This is a genomic window from Phytoactinopolyspora endophytica, assembly GCF_004138495.1.
Classification (GTDB): Bacteria; Actinomycetota; Actinomycetes; order Jiangellales; family Jiangellaceae; genus Phytoactinopolyspora; species Phytoactinopolyspora endophytica.
Genome location: NZ_ML142851.1, coordinates 412,276 through 427,773, shown reverse-complemented (window position 1 = coordinate 427,773; position 15,498 = coordinate 412,276). Strand labels below are relative to the sequence as shown.

Below are 15,498 nucleotides of genomic sequence, written 5' to 3'. Positions count from 1 at the left end.
CACACACTCACTGATTGAGCATTCGATGACACAACAGCCCGTGACAGCAGCGCTGACGGGCGGAGTCGAGCTGCTGGAAAGGGCGATCGGCTACACGCGCGGCAGCCTGCTGCTGATCACTCCCGACGCACTGACCCGGCCTACGCCCTGCCACCGCTGGGATTTGACGACCCTGCTGGCACATATGGAGGACTCGCTCGATGCGTTGTGCGAAGCCGCCGATGCGGGGCGGGTCGAGCTCGACGACGGTCGACGACGCCTGTGTGCGGACAACGAGTCCCTCCTGGATGTCTGCGCACGATTGCGGGCGCGAGCCATCCGGCTGCTCAACTGGTCCGCAACGGTGCTCGGCGACGATACGATCAGCGTCGCCGACCAGTCCCTGACCGCACGCATCGTCACCGCCACCGGAGCGCTTGAGATCGCCGTCCATGGCTGGGACGTCGCCCAGGCATGCGGCACTGACCGACCGATGCCCACGGAGTTCGCCGAGCAGATGCTCTCGCTCGCACCGCTGCTGGTCACCGAAGCAGACCGCCCGGCCCGCTTCGCCGCACCGCTGAACATGCCCGAGTCCGCGACGCCACATGATCACCTTCTCGCCTTTCTCGGCCGTCGCCCGGACGCGGGAACGGGCATCCCACGCACGTAGCCGCCATCGGCTCCGTATACCGTCGTGCTCTATGACGATCGTCCATCCGATTGAACATGCGTGGATCAGCACGGGTGACACCGGCGCGCAGAACTACGACGAGTTCGCCGACGACGCTGAGATCACCGCGGTCATCGAGGCGAACCCGCACAGTGCGCTGGCGGTCGAAATGCCGCACCGTGCGCCGGACAGCCTGGGTAAGACGTTCGCCGACTCGCTGCCTGACGCCGTCGAGCGGCTGGCGCAGGCCAAAGCGGCCGACCGTTACTCGGCGGCAGACGACGTCGTGGTGCTCTACCGGATCACCGAGCCTGGTTCCGGGAACGCTGCGTACGGGATGTTCTGCCTCGTCGACACCGATCAGATCTCCACCCGGGCGGACGAGCCTGGACTGGTCATCCGCAACGAAGACGTCTTCATCGAGAAGGTGCGCGAACGGGTCGCGCTCGCTGAGGCGACCGGGCATCTGCTCTCCCCCGTCCTGCTGATGCAGACCGGCCAGGGCGGAGAGCTTCAGGCCGAGCTGGCGTCCGCGTGCGAGGCCGCGGGCGCTCCAGCTACCACGGACACGGACCACGGCGGGCGCACGCATGCCGTGTGGCCTCTACCCCCGGGTCCCATGGCCGAGCGGTTGTGCGCGCTGGCCGGCAGCGGGGAGCTCGTCGTCGCCGACGGTAACCACCGCAGCCTCGCGGCCCAGACGGGAGGCCTGTCACGGTTCCTCGCCGTGGTCACGACGCCGGAGTCCGTCACCATCGATCCGTACCACCGGCTCGTCCGCGAGCTGCCGGTAACGGCCGCAACGCTCCTGGACAGTCTCCGGACGGCTGGAGCGACCGCCACGCCCCTGCCCGAGCCACCGGACACGCCGTCCCAGCCCGGGCAGATCCACCTCTATGTCGAAGGTGCGGGGCACGCGGTCACGCTTCCGGCGCCGCCCGACGCCCCGGTGACGGATCGTCTCGACCACGCCCTGGTGGAGAAGGTGCTCTTCGGCGACGTGCTCGGGTTCGATCCCGGGGACAAGCGGATCAGGTACATCGGCGGCGACTACCCAGCCCGCTGGCTGCGAGACGAGGTCGACGCCGGTCGAGCCGATCTCGCGATTCTCACCCCACCGGTCGGCGTGCGGGACTTCGTGGACGTCAACCTCGCCCGCCAGAAGATGCCGCGAAAGAGCACCTGGTTCACCCCGAAGGCACGAGCGGGCCTTGTTCTTGCGCAGCTACACACGCCCGCCTGAGCTTTACGCCGGGGCTCCCGGCTGAGCTTTACGCCGGGGCTCCCGGCTGAGGCCACGCCTGCTCGCGCAGGCCCGTGCCGGCTCAAGCGCGGCGGGCGAGCTCAGCAGTCGGCCACACGGGATACTTCCATGGACGTGGCAAGCAGTGGAAAGCGCGGGCTCGGATCGCCCGGATCGACGGTGTAGCGCGTGACGTCTCCGTCGACCTGGGCCGAGCCCATCTCGACCGCGAAGAACGGCTGCGTCTCCGCTGTGAGCACGTCCTCGCCGCCGCCCAGCACCAGCAGCTCAATGTCGTCGCCGCTGCGCGCGAACGCCTGCCCAGCCCCGCACGTCCCCGGTTCCTGGTCCGCCTCGCCGAACACGCTAACCGCCCACGCGTCGTCGCCGACGGCGTCGAAGAGCGCCTGCGCCGATGGCGACAGGCCCTCGCCGGCACCGAACTCATCACGTATCTCGGGCGAGCGTGCCAGCACAAGAAGCCCGTCGTCGATGCTGACGGCGGGGTACCTACCGTCGATGTCTCTGCTTCCGTCCGGCTCAGCGGTTCCGAAGCGGCCATCGCCCTCGGCTTCGAACCCGGCGTCGACGTACGCATCGCCAAGCGCGTCGCTGTCCTGACCCGTCGCGATCACGGTCAGACCTTCGATGGGAAGGCTCACGACCGCGTCGATCTCTCCGACATCGATGGCCTGCAGGTGAGCGTTGTCGGTAGGCACGTTGAAGGGCGCGATTGCGGCGCTGATCTCCGAGACCAGCAGCGCAGTCTCGTCGGAGCCGTCCTCCTGAGACATCCCGTCCGAACGGACGTCCGTCAAGCTACCCAGCTCATCCCGGTCGATGTCGTAATGCTCCGCCATCGTCTCCAGGTCCAGCACCAGCACCGACGCGGCGTTACCGGGCAGGCCACTGGTGATCTCATCCACCCTGTCCGACGATCCGCCACCGTCGCAGGCCACGATCGCGGCGAAGACGGGGACAGCCGGCAAGACAAACGCGCGTCGACGACCCATGGTGCCGATCCTAAGGGCGCACAGGTCCACCGTCCCCTTCGGATCAAGCGGTGCCCCCACGATGTTCAACGTTGCTTCATCCTACCTTCAGGTACCGGTTCCACGACCGCCAGATCGAAGCCATCGCAGCAGGTCAGCAGGCACACCGGCGAGCGAATCTCAACCGCCGCACACTGTACGTGCCTTGTTCGGGTTGAGTTCACTGATTGTTCATTCTGAGAGGGCTTGCTTTACGTAGCTGTCCAATACAGGGACAGATGTCGACGAAAGGTCGAACTGGCAGATGGCGAGCAACGTAGTCATCCGCGAGGACGCCCGCCGCGTCCCACGCGTCGGCACATCCGTCGTCTCCGCCTTCCCGGCACAGGAGCGGGGCGCCCGGACCATCGGCAACTGGCTGATGGTCGCCGGCCTGATCTATCTCCTCATCAGTGCGGTCAGCGTCATCGGCTCCGGTTTCAAGACCGCGACCGGAGACCAGGCGGAGCAACTGTTCCAGTTCGCGACCAATCCAATCGTCGGATTGACCGTCGGCATCGTCGCTACCGCCCTCATCCAGTCATCGTCGACCGTCACATCGATCATCGTCGGCCTAGTCGCCGGCGGGCTCCCAGTCAGCGTCGCGGTGCCCATGGTCATGGGCGCCAATATCGGAACGACCGTCACCAATACGCTGATCAGCCTGGGGTACGCCCGGCAGAAGGAAGAGTTCCGGCGAGCGTTCTCCGCCGCCACTGTGCATGACTTCTTCAATCTGCTGGCCGTGGCGATCTTCCTTCCGCTCGAGATGATGTTCGGCTTCATCGAGCGATTCGCGCTGGTCCTCGCCGAGCCGCTGGCCGGTGGTGGCGATTGCTCGATGTCCGATGCCAACGTGATCGGCACTCTCACTTCGCCGGTCACGGACACGGTCGCCGACGTCGCGAGCCCGCTGCCGACGGCGCTGGAGGGGATCGCGATGATCCTCATCGGGACGGTCCTGATCTTCACCGCCATCCGCTACATCGGCCGCCTTCTGAAGTCGTTGCTGGTCGGCCGTGCTCAGCGCATCCTGCACGCGGCCATCGGACGCGGCCCGATCAGCGGCATGGCCTCGGGCTGTGCGGTCACCGTGTTGGTCCAGTCGTCCACTACGAGCACCAGTCTGATGGTTCCGATGGCGGGGTCGGGGGCGCTGAGCCTCCGCCAGATCTATCCGTTCACGCTCGGGGCAAACATCGGCACCACCGTGACGGCGTTGCTGGCGTCGACCGCCGTCACCGGGGTCCACGCGGTTCACGCGCTGGAGATCGCGCTCGTCCACCTGCTGTTCAACATCTTCGCGGTGGCGCTGATCTACTCCGTGCCGTTCCTGCGCGAGATTCCATTGATCGGCGCGCGCTGGCTGTCCGGGCTCGCGGTGAAGCAGAAGATGTACGCGGTCAGCTGGGTGCTCGGGACGTTCATCCTGCTTCCCGGCGTCTTGATCCTCGCGACGTCGCTGGGCTGATACCCGCGGGCCGCCCGTCCATGGGCAGGCTTATCAGGAGCAGCGAGACCGAGGTGATGTCCGATTCGTTCAATACGGGCCACGCGGTTCCTGTTTAGCGTGGGTGCCATGACACCACGAATTGCAGCATTCGGAATGGTCGTCGCCGACATGGGACGCTCTCTCGAGTTCTATCGGAAGCTCGGGCTGGATATCCCGGCCGACGGCGACACCCAACCACACGTCGAGGCGGAACTGGCACCGGGAATGCGCCTACTCTGGGACACGACCGAGTCGGTTCGCTCGTTCACACCTGGGTATGAGCAGCCGGGCGTCAGCCAGATCTCGCTCGCCGTCGACTGTGCGGAGCCGTCCGCGGTCGATGGTCTGTACAAGGATCTCGTCGACGCGGGCTACCACGGCGAGCGCGAACCTTGGGATGCCTTCTGGGGTCAGCGGTATGCCACGGTCCAGGACCCGGACGGCAACGACGTCGATCTGTTCGCCGTTCTCCCGGCCGACGACGGCTGAGTCCGGACGACGGGCTGACCTCCCGGGTACGGGCGGGCGCCGAGCGACGGCCGCTGACTCCAGTGGAGCCGAGGCCGTCCCGCGGCGGCCCGCCATGTCATGACGCCCGGCTGGTCTCCAGCCCGGGATCGGCTGCGGCCGCCCACGACGTGGCCAGCGGAGCGACCAGAGAGGTGAACGTGAGACCGGTCAAGGACCTTACCTCCCGCGCAAGGTGCGCCTGGTCGGAATAGCCGGTCACGAAGGCCACCTCGGCCGGCGATCTTCCGAGCCGGCCGAGGTCGAGAGCCCGGTTGAGCCGGAGGATCCGCGCCAGCATTTTCGGCCCGTATCCGAACGCATCGACGCTCCGCCTGTGCAGCTGCCGCGCGCTGAATCCGACGGCCTCGGCGACGCTCTCGACGCTCTTACCTTGGCCAAGCATCTGCGCCGTGTACTCGGCTACCGGGTCCGGTGGCGAGCTGTCGCGCAGCTTGGAGATCGCGACCTTCTCCAGGATGCGAGCCTGCGTCGAAACCCCCTGGTCAACGAGCACGGAGCGATCGTCGTGGCGCGTCGCACGGTCATCCGATCTGGCCGGATCGTGCGTCTGGAAGTACGCGTCGACGGCCGCCCAGCTCTCGGCCGGCCAGGCGCCGTACAGGCGATCTGGCGTAGCCGCCGCGCCAGCAAGACGCTCGGTCAGACGCCTCACCTGGTTCGAGGGCCAGATCTGCGCGAGCGGAATCCGCTGATCTCGCAGCTCGTACACCGGCACCCCGATGACGCGCCGGCCGATCCCGGCGGAGAACCGAAGGCCGATGTAACTGGCCGACGTCCACGTCGCTTGGTAGGCCGCCGTATCCGGACCAGCCACGACCAGCTCACCGTTGAGCCACAGCAGGTCCATGCATCCGTCGGGCAACACGAGATGGTCTTCGCGTGGGCACTCCGCCCGCGACGTCCACACCGTCGTGTGCTCGATAGCCGCCGGCCACTCGTGATACATGCTTCCTAGCCTGGCACGAGCCACCGACAGCTGTTCACGCTGAAGGGGTTGTCAAGATCGACGACGTCGGCGAAACTTCTTTTCACAAGGGAGTCGATCTCAGGAAAATCTGAGAACGAGGAGGCAAGCCCATGGGCTCGCTCCGTGCCACGCTGACCATCATCACCACGACGCTCGTTGCGGCCGCCCTGGTCGCCGCCGCACCCTCCACCCCCAGCTCTGCTCGCGCCCCACACACATCACACGCTGCCACGACGGACCGCTCCACGGACACGGCGGACACTGTCGCCCCGGCCCAGTGCGCGACCGATCCGGCCACGCCGAAGCGGCAGTTCCGCGCCATGTGGATCTCATCCGTGCACAACATCGACTGGCCGAGCAGCACCGGTCTCAGCTCCGCCCAGCAGCAGGCCGAGTTCCGCTCCTGGCTCGACGTCGCCGAAGAGAACAACATGAACGCCGTCGTCGTGCAGGTCAGGCCCACCGCCGACGCCTTCTGGCCGTCAGACCATGAGCCGTGGTCGCGCTGGTTGACCGGGACGCCGGGCGGCGACCCCGGGTACGATCCGCTGGAGTTCATGGTCGCCGAGGCACACAGCCGCAACATCGAGTTCCACGCCTGGTTCAACCCGTACCGGGTCGCTACCCACACGAATGTCGGCAACCTCGCCGCGGACCACCCGGTGCGGCAGAATCCGGACTGGGCCTTCCCTTACAACGGGCAGCTCTACTACAACCCGGGCATCCCGCAAGTGCGCGGGTTCGTCCAGGACGCCATGATGGATGCGGTCGAGAACTACGACATCGATGGCGTCCACTTCGACGACTACTTCTACCCGTACCCGGCGAGCGGGCAGCAGATCCCGGACCAGGCCACCTACGACGAGTACGGCGCCGGGTTCGGCAACATCGCCGACTGGCGGCGCAACAACGTCGACCTGCTCATCGAGGAGATGAGCAACCGGATCAAGGATGCGAAGCCACACGTCAAGTTCGGGATCAGCCCGTTCGGCATCTGGCGCAACAGCTCCACCGATCCACAAGGGTCGGACACGAGCGGGCTCCAGTCGTACGACGCGATATACGCCGACTCGCGCAAATGGGTCACCCAGGGCTGGCTCGACTACATCAATCCGCAGCTCTACTGGCAGATCGGCCTGGCTGCCGCCGACTACTCCGTCCTTGTCCCATGGTGGTCCGACGTGGTCAGCGGAACCGACGTCCAGCTGTACACCGGCCAAGCCGCCTACAAGGTCGGTGACGGCGGCGCCTGGAACAATGCCGCCGAACTCAGCGACCATCTCTACCTCAACCGAGACCATCCCGAGGTGCTGGGTGACGTCTACTTCAGCGCGAAGGATGTCCGGGCCGATCGCCTGGGCGCCATCACCCGGCTGACTGCCGACCACTACCGCCGGCCGGCGCTCATCCCCGAGATGTCACAGCTAGGCGGTACGGCACCCGGCGCACCGCAGATCACCGACGCGACCCGGACCGGGAGCGGCATCTCGCTGACGATCAGCGGCGACGCCACGTCGTATGCGGTCTACCGGTTCGACGGCGACGCAGCCGCCGACCCGTGCGACGTCGAGGACGCGTCACACCTGGTCGGCACGGTGCGCGCGGAGGGCTCAGGTGCGACGTTCACCGACTCGACGGCGGATGGCCAGGGCTACACCTACTACGCGACGGCCCTGGACCGGACGCATCTGGAGAGCGAGCTCAGCGATCCCGCCGCGGTCGAGCCCGGGTCCGGCGGTTCGTGGAGCTTGACCGTCGACACGACGTCCGACGGGTTCGCCGCGAGCGACGACTGGGGGACGTCCACGTGGTCCTCTGAACGGTTCGACGACAGTTACCGGTTCGCCGAGCCGGTCTCGGCGAGCGACGCCGCCTGGTTCAGCGCCGACATTCCAGCCACGGGCAGCTACCGGATCGACGTCTGGTACCCGTCCCACCCCGATTACAACAGTGCGACGCCGTACGTCGTCTCCACCTCCGACGGCAACCAGACTGTCACCGTCGACCAGAGTTCAGGCGGCGGCCAGTGGGTCGACCTGGGGACGTTCACACTGACGGCCGGTGAGCGCAACGTCGTCGGCGTCAGCCGGTGGACGTCATCGAGCGGATACGTCGTCGCAGACGCGGTCCGTATCACCCGGACATAGGTATTCAGCTTGGCAGACATCCACGTCACATCCGCGCATCCGTACGTGACACACATGAAATAGGCGCCACGTAGCGTCCATGTTGATCACATCAACATGCAAGTGACACGGAAGGACCAAGATGAGCGGAGCACCTCCCGTTGTCCGCAAGCTCAGCGCACTCCCGGCCTACCTGATCTCACCTCAGGACACGGTCCGCCTGGTGGAGCTTGCCGGGCCGAATCATGGCAGCGACACCAGCGTCTTCCTGGAGATCTGGGAACCAGGTGGTGCTCAGCCGATCAACTCGCACGACGACTCGGCGGAGATCTTCATTGTGCTCGCCGGGCAGGCAGAGGCACACAGCGACCAGCACGTCGTGGATCTGACCCCCGGCGACGTGCTGGTGCTGCAACCCGGATCGGAGCACCGGATCATCAACACCAGTGAGACGGAGAGGCTCTATACGATCACCGTCATGGCCAACGACGGTGGCTTTGCCAAGCTCGTCACCGACGGCACGCCCGCCGAGCTGACCGCGGAGGACATCGGCACGCTCGTCCGCCGCCCCGTCGTGCCATGATCCCCGCCCTGCAACCGCTCGCGGACTCGGTCGCCGAGGCGCCGAGCGATTACCTACCTGCGCTCCCCGGATCGGTGTTCTGGGGCGAGCTGCCGTGCGCGGCCGACAGCCCCGTCGTCACGATAGGGGACGGCGAGTCGCTGGTCATCGACACCGTCAGCCACGAGGGCATCCTCGAGGACCAAGGACGAGACGCGCTCGCATACTTCACCGACCTTGGCGTCGAGAAGAGCCATGTTCTCGACGACGCCATCCGGGTTGCCGCCGACGTCGGCCATGACCCGGCCGTCCACGGCCCGCACGTGGTCACCGGCCCGATCAAGGTGCGAGGTGCACGCCCCGGCGACACACTGGCGATGACGGTCGAGGACCTCTCGCTACGCTGCGGGTACGGCATCATCTCCAACCGGCACGGGCGGGGCGCACTGCCCGACGAGTTCCCGCTCGGCGGCTCCACCGAGACGGTCTCCATCCTGTGCACGGTCGACGGATCCGACGGCGGCATCGATCGTCGCAATACGAGCGCGGACCGGGCAAGCATGCCGTCATCGCACGTGCATCCGCTCACGGGCTCAATACCGGCAGCGCCAGGGTCGACGGCGCGTGTCCGGTTCCCGCTGCGCCCGTTCCTCGGGATCATGGGGGTGGCCGTGGACGGCCACGATCGTCCACATTCGGTGCCTCCGGGACCGCATGGCGGCAACATCGACGTGTCGCTGCTCGGTGCGGGCGCGACCCTGTACCTTCCCGTGCAGGTGGAGGGGGCTCTGGCCTACGTTGGCGACCCGCACTACGCCCAGGGCGACGGGGAGGTCGCGTTAACCGCGTTCGAGGCGCCGCTGCGGGCGCGCATCCGCTTCGACGTCATTCGTTGGCCGGCAGAACGGTCACACACGCGGCCCTCCCTCTGGGCCGAGACCGACGAGCTCATCATCCCGATCGGCTTGCACGAGGATCTCGACGAGGCGATGCGCCACTGCGTTCGCTCAGCCGTCGAGCACCTGACCGATGCGGGCATGCATCCGGCACACGCCTACGCGTACCTTTCCGCCGCCGGAGACTTCGCGGTCTCGCAGGTCGTGGACGGCGTCAAGGGCGTACACGGCAAGATCCGCAAATCCGACCTCATGCAACGGGACGAGCGAGCCCGCATGCTCCCGTAAACGCCTCCACACCATCTCTGCAGCTTAATGATCAACAAGCCTGTTCCTCCAGCCCTCAATTCGCAGCTTGGCATACACGTCGAAATCACCGATGTGCCGGCACAGCGTCCTGATCCACGGCGCGATGACGGTGTCGGGAGCTAACGGATGACGTGGATAACGTAGTCAAGACCATTGACTACGAAAATGTAGTCAAATACCTTGACTACGATAACGTAGTCGCATATCCTGACTCCGAAATCGTAGTCAGGAGGTGCTGTGGTATATACCGGAAAGGTCTCCAGCGCAGAGTCGCTGGGGCGCATCCTGCAGCAAGCGCGTCTGCTGAGCGGAATGACTCAGCGCGAGCTCGCCGAGCGCCTCGGTACGACACAGCGCTACATCTGGGAAATCGAGGCAGGCAAGCCGTCGATCTTCGTGGACCGCCTGTTCGCAGCGATGCACGAGACCGGAATGGAACTCACCGCCACGATCCACACGAAGGACGATGATGGCTGACCTGGTCGTGGAACTATACGGCGTGCAAGTCGGCACGCTTGTCGGCACCTGGCGCACGTTCGACTTCGTCTCCGCTCCGGACGCCGTCGACGTGTTCGGGATCGACAGCCCCATCCTGTCGGTCGCAATCCCGCTGGCGGCGGTACCGACCCGCGCACGCAAGGATCGACGTCAGAACTTCTTCCGCGAGCTGCTTCCCGAGGGACGGATGCTGACCCGAATGGCCCAAGAGGCCGCCCTGGCTGAGCAGGACGTCATCGGCCTACTCCGCACCTATGGACGAGACGTCGCCGGCGCCCTTCAAATCTGGGATCCCGACGCCCCGGGCGAGCCAAAGCAACCTGGGCTCGAGCCACTGACCACGGCCGGAGTCGCGGACATGCTGACGAATGTGCAGAACAATCCACTGGGCAACAAGCCGACGGGCGGAAAGACCTCGCTGGCCGGGGTACAAGACAAGATCGTGCTCGTGCGCACCTCTGAGAGCTGGAATCGGGCGATCGACGGCTACCCGTCTACACACATCCTCAAGCCCGAGTCGCGGGACTACCCGACCACGATCTACGACGAAGAATACGGCTCGCGCTTCGCCCGTGCCGCGGGGCTCTCTGCGTTCCAAACCTGGATCGAGGACTTCGACTCCATCCCCGCTCTAGTCATCGAGCGTTACGACCGTTCCCCGGATACACCACACGGGCGCATCCACCAAGAGGACTTCAATCAAGCACTCGGAGCCAGCGGCAACCACAAGTACCAAAAGCACGGCGGACGTGTGAGCCTGGCCCGCATCGCGGGGATACTGTCAGCGATCGGAGACCCTGACTCGCTGAACCGGCTGCTCCGCATGACCGTGCTCTCAGCAGCCGTGGGCAACCTGGATATGCATGCCAAGAACGTCTCTCTGCTACACCGCCCGGACGGCTCAATGACGCTCGCTCCGGCCTACGACCTCGTCCCGCAGGCCCATCAGCCCAATGACCAGGAGATGGCTCTCGCAGTCGATCAGGAGTACCGACACCAGGCAATCACACGCGCGCACCTCGTCGCCGAAGGTCGCGCCTGGGGACTCTCCGACGCTGAACGTATCGTCGATGACACCCTCGCCACCGTGCTCGACACCGCGACCGCCGAGACACCGCATCCGAAGGCCCATCCGAGCCTCGCAAGCGACATCACCCAGTTCACTTCTAACCTGATCGCTGGCTTCGCCGCAGGCGATCCACACCCCCCGACCGACCGAATTGTGGCGACGAATCGTCGAGACGCCTAACCAGCAGGCTGCGAACCCGCGTGCATCCGGGTTCGACGCGTCAGGTAGCCCGTCGCCCCTTTGCCCGCCTTCGGCTAGAGCTTGGCCCCTGACTCGTACGACCGTCGCGAACCCGCTTGTGCGGTCAGGGAAGGTCCGAGACGCCTGAGTATGTCGCGTAGTCCGGGAGGCCCACCCACTCGTAAAGCATGAGGGCGAGTCCGCCAGGCGTGGTCTCCTGACTGGCGAGCCGCAGCCCGGCCGGGGCGCCGCCGTCCGGGAACAGGCGACGGCCGTGGCCGACGACGACGGGCGCGATCACGAGCCGCAGTTCGTCGATAAGGCCGGCGGCCAGCAGTGATTGGGCAAGCCGGGCGCTTCCGTGGATCTGGAGGTCTCTGCCGGGCTGCTGTTTCAGGTCCGCGACCTGGGCTGCGACGTCACCGGACAGGATCGTGGTCGGGTTCCAGTTGGCTTCCTCCAGGCTATTGGAGGCGACGTACTTCGGCAGGCTGTTCATGAGCGCCGTGAACGGGTCGTCCGGGTCTGTGATCTTCGGCCAGTCCCTTGAGAATGCGTCGTACGTGCGGCGGCCGAGCAGGAGCGCGTCGGCTTCGCCGAGCCAAGCCGCCGCGCGGCGGATGAACACGTCGTCCATGTGCGGGACGAGCCAACCGCCTTGGGTGAAGCCGTCGCTGGTGTCCTCCTCAGGGGAACCCGGCCCTTGGGACACCCCATCGATGCTCACGAACTCGGTGACGGTCAGCTTCATGATGTTCTCTCCTCGCCAGCGCTTTCCGACGCCCGCGCTTCGACCAGTTCGGCGAGCTGCCGGGTGACGGTGCCCCAGCCGTCGCGGAAGCCGAGTTCTTCATGACGGTCGCGGTCGGCGACGTTTCGGTGCATCGCGGTGGCGACGTACTCGGTACCTTCCGGGTGGTCCCTCATCGTGATGACGGCCGTGAGGAACGGCTCCTCTGCCGGGCGCCACCCGCCGAGCAGGGCGTCGGTGAAGACGATCCGCTCGAGTTCGTCGACGGCCAGAAAGCAGCCGGTGATCTGCGGACCGAAATCAACGCCGTCCTGGCTGAATTCGGTGCGGAAGGAACCGCCGGGGTGCAGGTCCATGTCCAGCACTCGACAGATCTCCGGTGCTGGGACCCACCACTGCTCGAAGCTCACGGGGTCGGTCCATGCGCTCCAGACCGCCGAGCGGGGTGCGTGGATGACGCGAGACACGGTCAGATCGAGTTCGGGACGTGCGAGTGTGGTCATTCGCGTGCTTCCTTTTCAGTTGCCTTGTCGTGGGTGGTGGTAACGAAGCGCTCGAGCCGGTCGGTACGCCGCTCCCAGATGTCACGCTGTTCGCGCAGCCACGCTTCGACCACGTCGAACGACTTCCGCTCGAGTACGCAGGTCCGCACGCGACCGGACTTACGCGTGCTGATCCACCCTGCGCTTTCCAGATAGCGGATGTGCTTCATGAACGACGGCAGCGCCATCTCGAACGGCTCGGCTAACTCGCTGACGCTGGCGGGACCCGCCCCGAGCCGGCCGAGCACCTCACGGCGCGTGGGATCGGCCAAGGCATGGAACACATCGTCGAGTTGCTGCGGATACTGAGCCACAAGGCTAACTTAATCAACGTAATCACTAAGCGCAAGGGCTAAGTATTTGGATACGTGTGCTCGACCATGCTCGCGGTGCGGTGAGTTGGCTCCTGATCCGCACTAACTCACGAACGAATGTCGAAGCGGGCGGCTTCGTCGATCACCCGTGCCATCGCCTGGACCGCGCCCTCGAAGAGCGCCTTGCCGGCGTCGGCGTTCGCCCCGGTCGGATCCCCGATGTGACCGGCCGGACCGAAGTCGTCGGAGAGCCAGCCGAAGCTGGCCGGCTTGCCGAAGCCGATCATCGAGTACTCGGCCAGCCCTTCCGGCACCGCCCGTTCCGCCAGGTCCATCCGGACCAGGTCGGGCCGCAGGTGCAGCATGAGCGAGGTCTCCTTGAACCCACCGTGGATGCCGAAGCCCAGCTCGTTCGGGTCTCCCACGTCGGCACCACCCTGGTCGACCGGGACCATCGGGTGGGCGAAGAACGTCTTGAGCCCGAACTCGCGACGCAACTGCCGGCACGCCACCTGCCCGAGTGCCGAATTGCCCCCATGCCCGTTGATGAACAGCACCCGCTGGATCGGCGTGGCCGCGAGCGACCGCCCGATATCCACCAACGTTCGCATCAGAGTGTCCCAGGACAGCCAGACCGTGCCCGGCGCCCAGTGATGCTCGTCGGACTTGGTGTAGGCCAGCGCAGGCATCAGCACGGCGTTGGCCACGCCGGCCTCCGCCGCACCCGCGACGGCGGCCTCCGCCACCGACGTCGCGACGACGTAGTCGGTGGAGATCGGCAGGTGCGGGCCATGCTGCTCCACAGCGCCCAGTGGGAGCACCGCCACCGTGTCCGGTGGCAGCGCCTCCACCTCCCGGAACGTCAAGTCGATCAGGTTCGAGCTGGACACGGTTCACCTTTCCTCTCTCACCCGCCACCCCGTGATCATCAACCGTCAGACCCACCATGGCGCGGCCGGCGGTTGATGATCATGGGGAATGGCTGAGTTTGCCAGGGTTGAGCAGGCCCTTCGGATCGGTCCGCGGGACCGTCGCCACGATCTGCTCGACGTGCCGGTCGACGTTCCACTGGTGCGGCGAGTGAACGCCGATGCCGATCTCGTTCAGCCGGGCGAAGCCGTCCAGCACCTGCTCCTCGCTCTGGTAGTCCGCCGCGAGCATGCCGAACGGTCCACGGTTCGGTCCGAGTTCGAGATGGATCACCGAGTTCGGATAGACCGACTTCACGGCATCCGGGTCGTCCCATAACGCCCGCCCATTGACCTCCAAGTGGAAACAGGGATGCCCCGCGCGCTGCCGGAAGTAGATCGGATGGTTGTAGGACATGCCGCTGAGCCGATCCGTCTGCTCATAACCGTCCAGCACGGCCACCACCTCCCCGCCTGCGGACGCAACCCACCGTGACACCGTCTCGACCGTGGACGGCTCCAGGATGATCCGCAGGCTGGTGCGGGTGGAGTCAAGTTCCACCGGCGCCGGCAGGCTGGCGACCAGCGGCGGCTCGTCCGCGGATGCCAGCCGCGGCAGGATGGGCAGTTCCGGCAGACGACGGTGGATGTCGACGGCCTGCGCGTAGGACGGGAACGACGCGTAGAACGCCACCCACTCCCGCGCCGGATCCGTGCGCACCACTGCCTCCGTGACGATCCCGGAGACCCCATAGGCATGCGTGAACGCCACGGTATCCGGGCCCATCACCCAGAAGTCCGTCCCGCTCCCGTCGCACGGCGCGACCCGCAGCTCCCGAACCCAGCCGTCGGAGACCGTGCCGTGCTTGATCGTGCCGGTCCCGGCGCTGCCTCCGGCGATGAAGCCACCGACCGACGAGCTCTTCGTGGACGGGAACATCCAGATGTCGTGTCCTGCCTCCCGGACCTGACGGTCGATCGCCGTCAGCCGGGCGCCCGCCTCGACCCGGACGAAGCCGTCGCCGATCTCGGTGATCCGGTCCAGCTTGCGCAGGTCCAGCAGCACACCACCGTCGAACGGGGTCGCCTGGCCGTAGTTGCCGGTGCCGGCGCCGCGTGGCGTCACCGGCACGTCGTACTCGTATGCCAGCCGCAGGATCGTGGGAACGTCGTCCACGGTCGACGGCCGGACCACCAGGTCGGCCAGGAATCGGCCCGGGGGGAGCTTCTCCATCAGAATCGGTGACAGCCGGGACCAGTCCGAGGAGAGCTTGCGGATGAGCTTGGGGTCGGTCGATGTCGCTTCCTCACCGAGCTCATCCGTGAGCCGCTCGGTGAATTCGGCCAGCCGGCCGGTGACGGTGGTGGTGATCGTCATCTCTCACTCCAGGGTGATGGAGTCGTCGAGGAACTCGTTCGTGACGAGG

At 66.3% G+C, this 15,498-nt stretch carries 16 protein-coding genes; 9 read left to right on the top strand and 7 right to left on the bottom strand.

Annotation, left to right across the window (positions count from 1 at the left end; all coding sequences use genetic code 11):
• The first annotated feature begins 25 nt into the window (after positions 1-25).
• Positions 26-652, top strand: coding sequence for a TIGR03086 family metal-binding protein (locus tag ELR45_RS07805; RefSeq protein ID WP_129664856.1), 627 nt, complete (start codon positions 26-28; stop codon positions 650-652).
• A gap of 31 nt (positions 653-683) precedes the next feature.
• Positions 684-1,895 (top strand): DUF1015 family protein, encoded by a 1,212-nt coding sequence (locus ELR45_RS07800; RefSeq protein ID WP_129664854.1) that lies wholly within the window; start codon positions 684-686, stop codon positions 1,893-1,895.
• Positions 1,896-1,996: 101 nt separating this feature from the next.
• On the opposite strand, the gene ELR45_RS07795 is transcribed toward ELR45_RS07800, so the two are convergent.
• The gene (locus tag ELR45_RS07795) at positions 1,997-2,908 is read right to left on the bottom strand and encodes a hypothetical protein (RefSeq protein WP_129664852.1); all 912 of its coding nucleotides are present in this window, start codon (positions 2,906-2,908) and stop codon (positions 1,997-1,999) included.
• A 283-nt stretch (positions 2,909-3,191) separates the two neighbouring features.
• On the opposite strand from ELR45_RS07795, the gene ELR45_RS07790 reads away from it, so the two are divergent.
• Both ELR45_RS07790 and ELR45_RS07785 read left to right on the top strand, forming a co-directional pair.
• Positions 3,192-4,397 carry a Na/Pi symporter gene (locus tag ELR45_RS07790; RefSeq protein WP_205856201.1) on the top strand — a complete coding sequence of 402 codons (1,206 nt, stop codon included), beginning with the start codon at positions 3,192-3,194 and terminating at the stop codon, positions 4,395-4,397.
• Positions 4,398-4,505: 108 nt separating this feature from the next.
• Positions 4,506-4,907, top strand: a complete 402-nt coding sequence (locus ELR45_RS07785; RefSeq protein ID WP_129664850.1) for a VOC family protein — start codon at positions 4,506-4,508, stop codon at positions 4,905-4,907.
• Between the two features lie 97 nt (positions 4,908-5,004).
• Here the strand turns inward: ELR45_RS07785 and ELR45_RS37175 are convergent, their stop codons facing one another.
• Positions 5,005-5,895, bottom strand: a complete 891-nt coding sequence (locus ELR45_RS37175) for a helix-turn-helix domain-containing protein (RefSeq protein WP_205856200.1) — start codon at positions 5,893-5,895, stop codon at positions 5,005-5,007.
• A 131-nt stretch (positions 5,896-6,026) separates the two neighbouring features.
• On the opposite strand from ELR45_RS37175, the gene ELR45_RS07775 reads away from it, so the two are divergent.
• The 5 genes from ELR45_RS07775 to ELR45_RS07755 all read left to right on the top strand — a co-directional run bounded on the left by ELR45_RS07775 (position 6,027) and on the right by ELR45_RS07755 (position 11,556).
• Complete coding sequence (locus ELR45_RS07775; protein WP_129664848.1) at positions 6,027-8,063, top strand: family 10 glycosylhydrolase; 2,037 nt, start codon at positions 6,027-6,029, stop codon at positions 8,061-8,063.
• Between the two features lie 121 nt (positions 8,064-8,184).
• Entirely contained in the window at positions 8,185-8,625 is a 441-nt protein-coding gene (locus ELR45_RS07770) for a cupin domain-containing protein (RefSeq protein WP_129664846.1), read from the top strand.
• Positions 8,622-9,788, top strand: a complete 1,167-nt coding sequence (locus tag ELR45_RS07765; protein WP_129664844.1) for an acetamidase/formamidase family protein — start codon at positions 8,622-8,624, stop codon at positions 9,786-9,788. Before ELR45_RS07770 ends, ELR45_RS07765 begins: the two co-directional genes overlap by 4 nt.
• Positions 9,789-10,046: 258 nt before the next feature.
• Positions 10,047-10,286, top strand: coding sequence for a helix-turn-helix domain-containing protein (locus ELR45_RS07760; RefSeq protein WP_129664842.1), 240 nt, complete (start codon positions 10,047-10,049; stop codon positions 10,284-10,286).
• Entirely contained in the window at positions 10,279-11,556 is a 1,278-nt protein-coding gene (locus ELR45_RS07755) for a type II toxin-antitoxin system HipA family toxin (RefSeq protein WP_129664840.1), read from the top strand. The genes ELR45_RS07760 and ELR45_RS07755 overlap by 8 nt, the downstream gene beginning before the upstream one ends.
• 124 nt (positions 11,557-11,680) lie before the next feature.
• On the opposite strand, the gene ELR45_RS07750 is transcribed toward ELR45_RS07755, so the two are convergent.
• From ELR45_RS07750 to ELR45_RS07730, 5 genes are all read right to left on the bottom strand, one after another.
• Positions 11,681-12,307 carry a dihydrofolate reductase family protein gene (locus ELR45_RS07750; protein ID WP_129664838.1) on the bottom strand — a complete coding sequence of 209 codons (627 nt, stop codon included), beginning with the start codon at positions 12,305-12,307 and terminating at the stop codon, positions 11,681-11,683.
• A complete protein-coding gene (locus tag ELR45_RS07745; protein ID WP_129664836.1) occupies positions 12,304-12,810 on the bottom strand; it encodes an SRPBCC family protein in 507 nt (168 codons plus the stop codon). The genes ELR45_RS07750 and ELR45_RS07745 overlap by 4 nt, the downstream gene beginning before the upstream one ends.
• On the bottom strand, positions 12,807-13,163 hold the full coding sequence (locus tag ELR45_RS07740; RefSeq protein WP_129664834.1) for an ArsR/SmtB family transcription factor: 357 nt from the start codon (positions 13,161-13,163) through the stop codon (positions 12,807-12,809). The genes ELR45_RS07745 and ELR45_RS07740 overlap by 4 nt, the downstream gene beginning before the upstream one ends.
• A gap of 107 nt (positions 13,164-13,270) precedes the next feature.
• Positions 13,271-14,053 (bottom strand): creatininase family protein, encoded by a 783-nt coding sequence (locus ELR45_RS07735; protein ID WP_129664832.1) that lies wholly within the window; start codon positions 14,051-14,053, stop codon positions 13,271-13,273.
• Between the two features lie 79 nt (positions 14,054-14,132).
• On the bottom strand, positions 14,133-15,449 hold the full coding sequence (locus tag ELR45_RS07730) for an FAD-binding oxidoreductase (protein WP_129664830.1): 1,317 nt from the start codon (positions 15,447-15,449) through the stop codon (positions 14,133-14,135).
• Positions 15,450-15,498: the final 49 nt, after the last annotated feature.

What these genes read in the sequence shown, in the direction of transcription:
- ELR45_RS07805 (WP_129664856.1), top strand. Translation starts at nt 26, where the DNA reads ATGACACAACAGCCCGTGACAGCAGCGCTGACGGGCGGAGTCGAGCTG.
- ELR45_RS07800 (WP_129664854.1), top strand. Translation starts at nt 684, where the DNA reads ATGACGATCGTCCATCCGATTGAACATGCGTGGATCAGCACGGGTGAC.
- ELR45_RS07795 (WP_129664852.1), bottom strand. Translation starts at nt 2,908, where the DNA reads ATGGGTCGTCGACGCGCGTTTGTCTTGCCGGCTGTCCCCGTCTTCGCC.
- ELR45_RS07790 (WP_205856201.1), top strand. Translation starts at nt 3,192, where the DNA reads ATGGCGAGCAACGTAGTCATCCGCGAGGACGCCCGCCGCGTCCCACGC.
- ELR45_RS07785 (WP_129664850.1), top strand. Translation starts at nt 4,506, where the DNA reads ATGACACCACGAATTGCAGCATTCGGAATGGTCGTCGCCGACATGGGA.
- ELR45_RS37175 (WP_205856200.1), bottom strand. Translation starts at nt 5,895, where the DNA reads ATGTATCACGAGTGGCCGGCGGCTATCGAGCACACGACGGTGTGGACG.
- ELR45_RS07775 (WP_129664848.1), top strand. Translation starts at nt 6,027, where the DNA reads ATGGGCTCGCTCCGTGCCACGCTGACCATCATCACCACGACGCTCGTT.
- ELR45_RS07770 (WP_129664846.1), top strand. Translation starts at nt 8,185, where the DNA reads ATGAGCGGAGCACCTCCCGTTGTCCGCAAGCTCAGCGCACTCCCGGCC.
- ELR45_RS07765 (WP_129664844.1), top strand. Translation starts at nt 8,622, where the DNA reads ATGATCCCCGCCCTGCAACCGCTCGCGGACTCGGTCGCCGAGGCGCCG.
- ELR45_RS07755 (WP_129664840.1), top strand. Translation starts at nt 10,279, where the DNA reads ATGGCTGACCTGGTCGTGGAACTATACGGCGTGCAAGTCGGCACGCTT.
- ELR45_RS07750 (WP_129664838.1), bottom strand. Translation starts at nt 12,307, where the DNA reads ATGAAGCTGACCGTCACCGAGTTCGTGAGCATCGATGGGGTGTCCCAA.
- ELR45_RS07745 (WP_129664836.1), bottom strand. Translation starts at nt 12,810, where the DNA reads ATGACCACACTCGCACGTCCCGAACTCGATCTGACCGTGTCTCGCGTC.
- ELR45_RS07730 (WP_129664830.1), bottom strand. Translation starts at nt 15,449, where the DNA reads ATGACGATCACCACCACCGTCACCGGCCGGCTGGCCGAATTCACCGAG.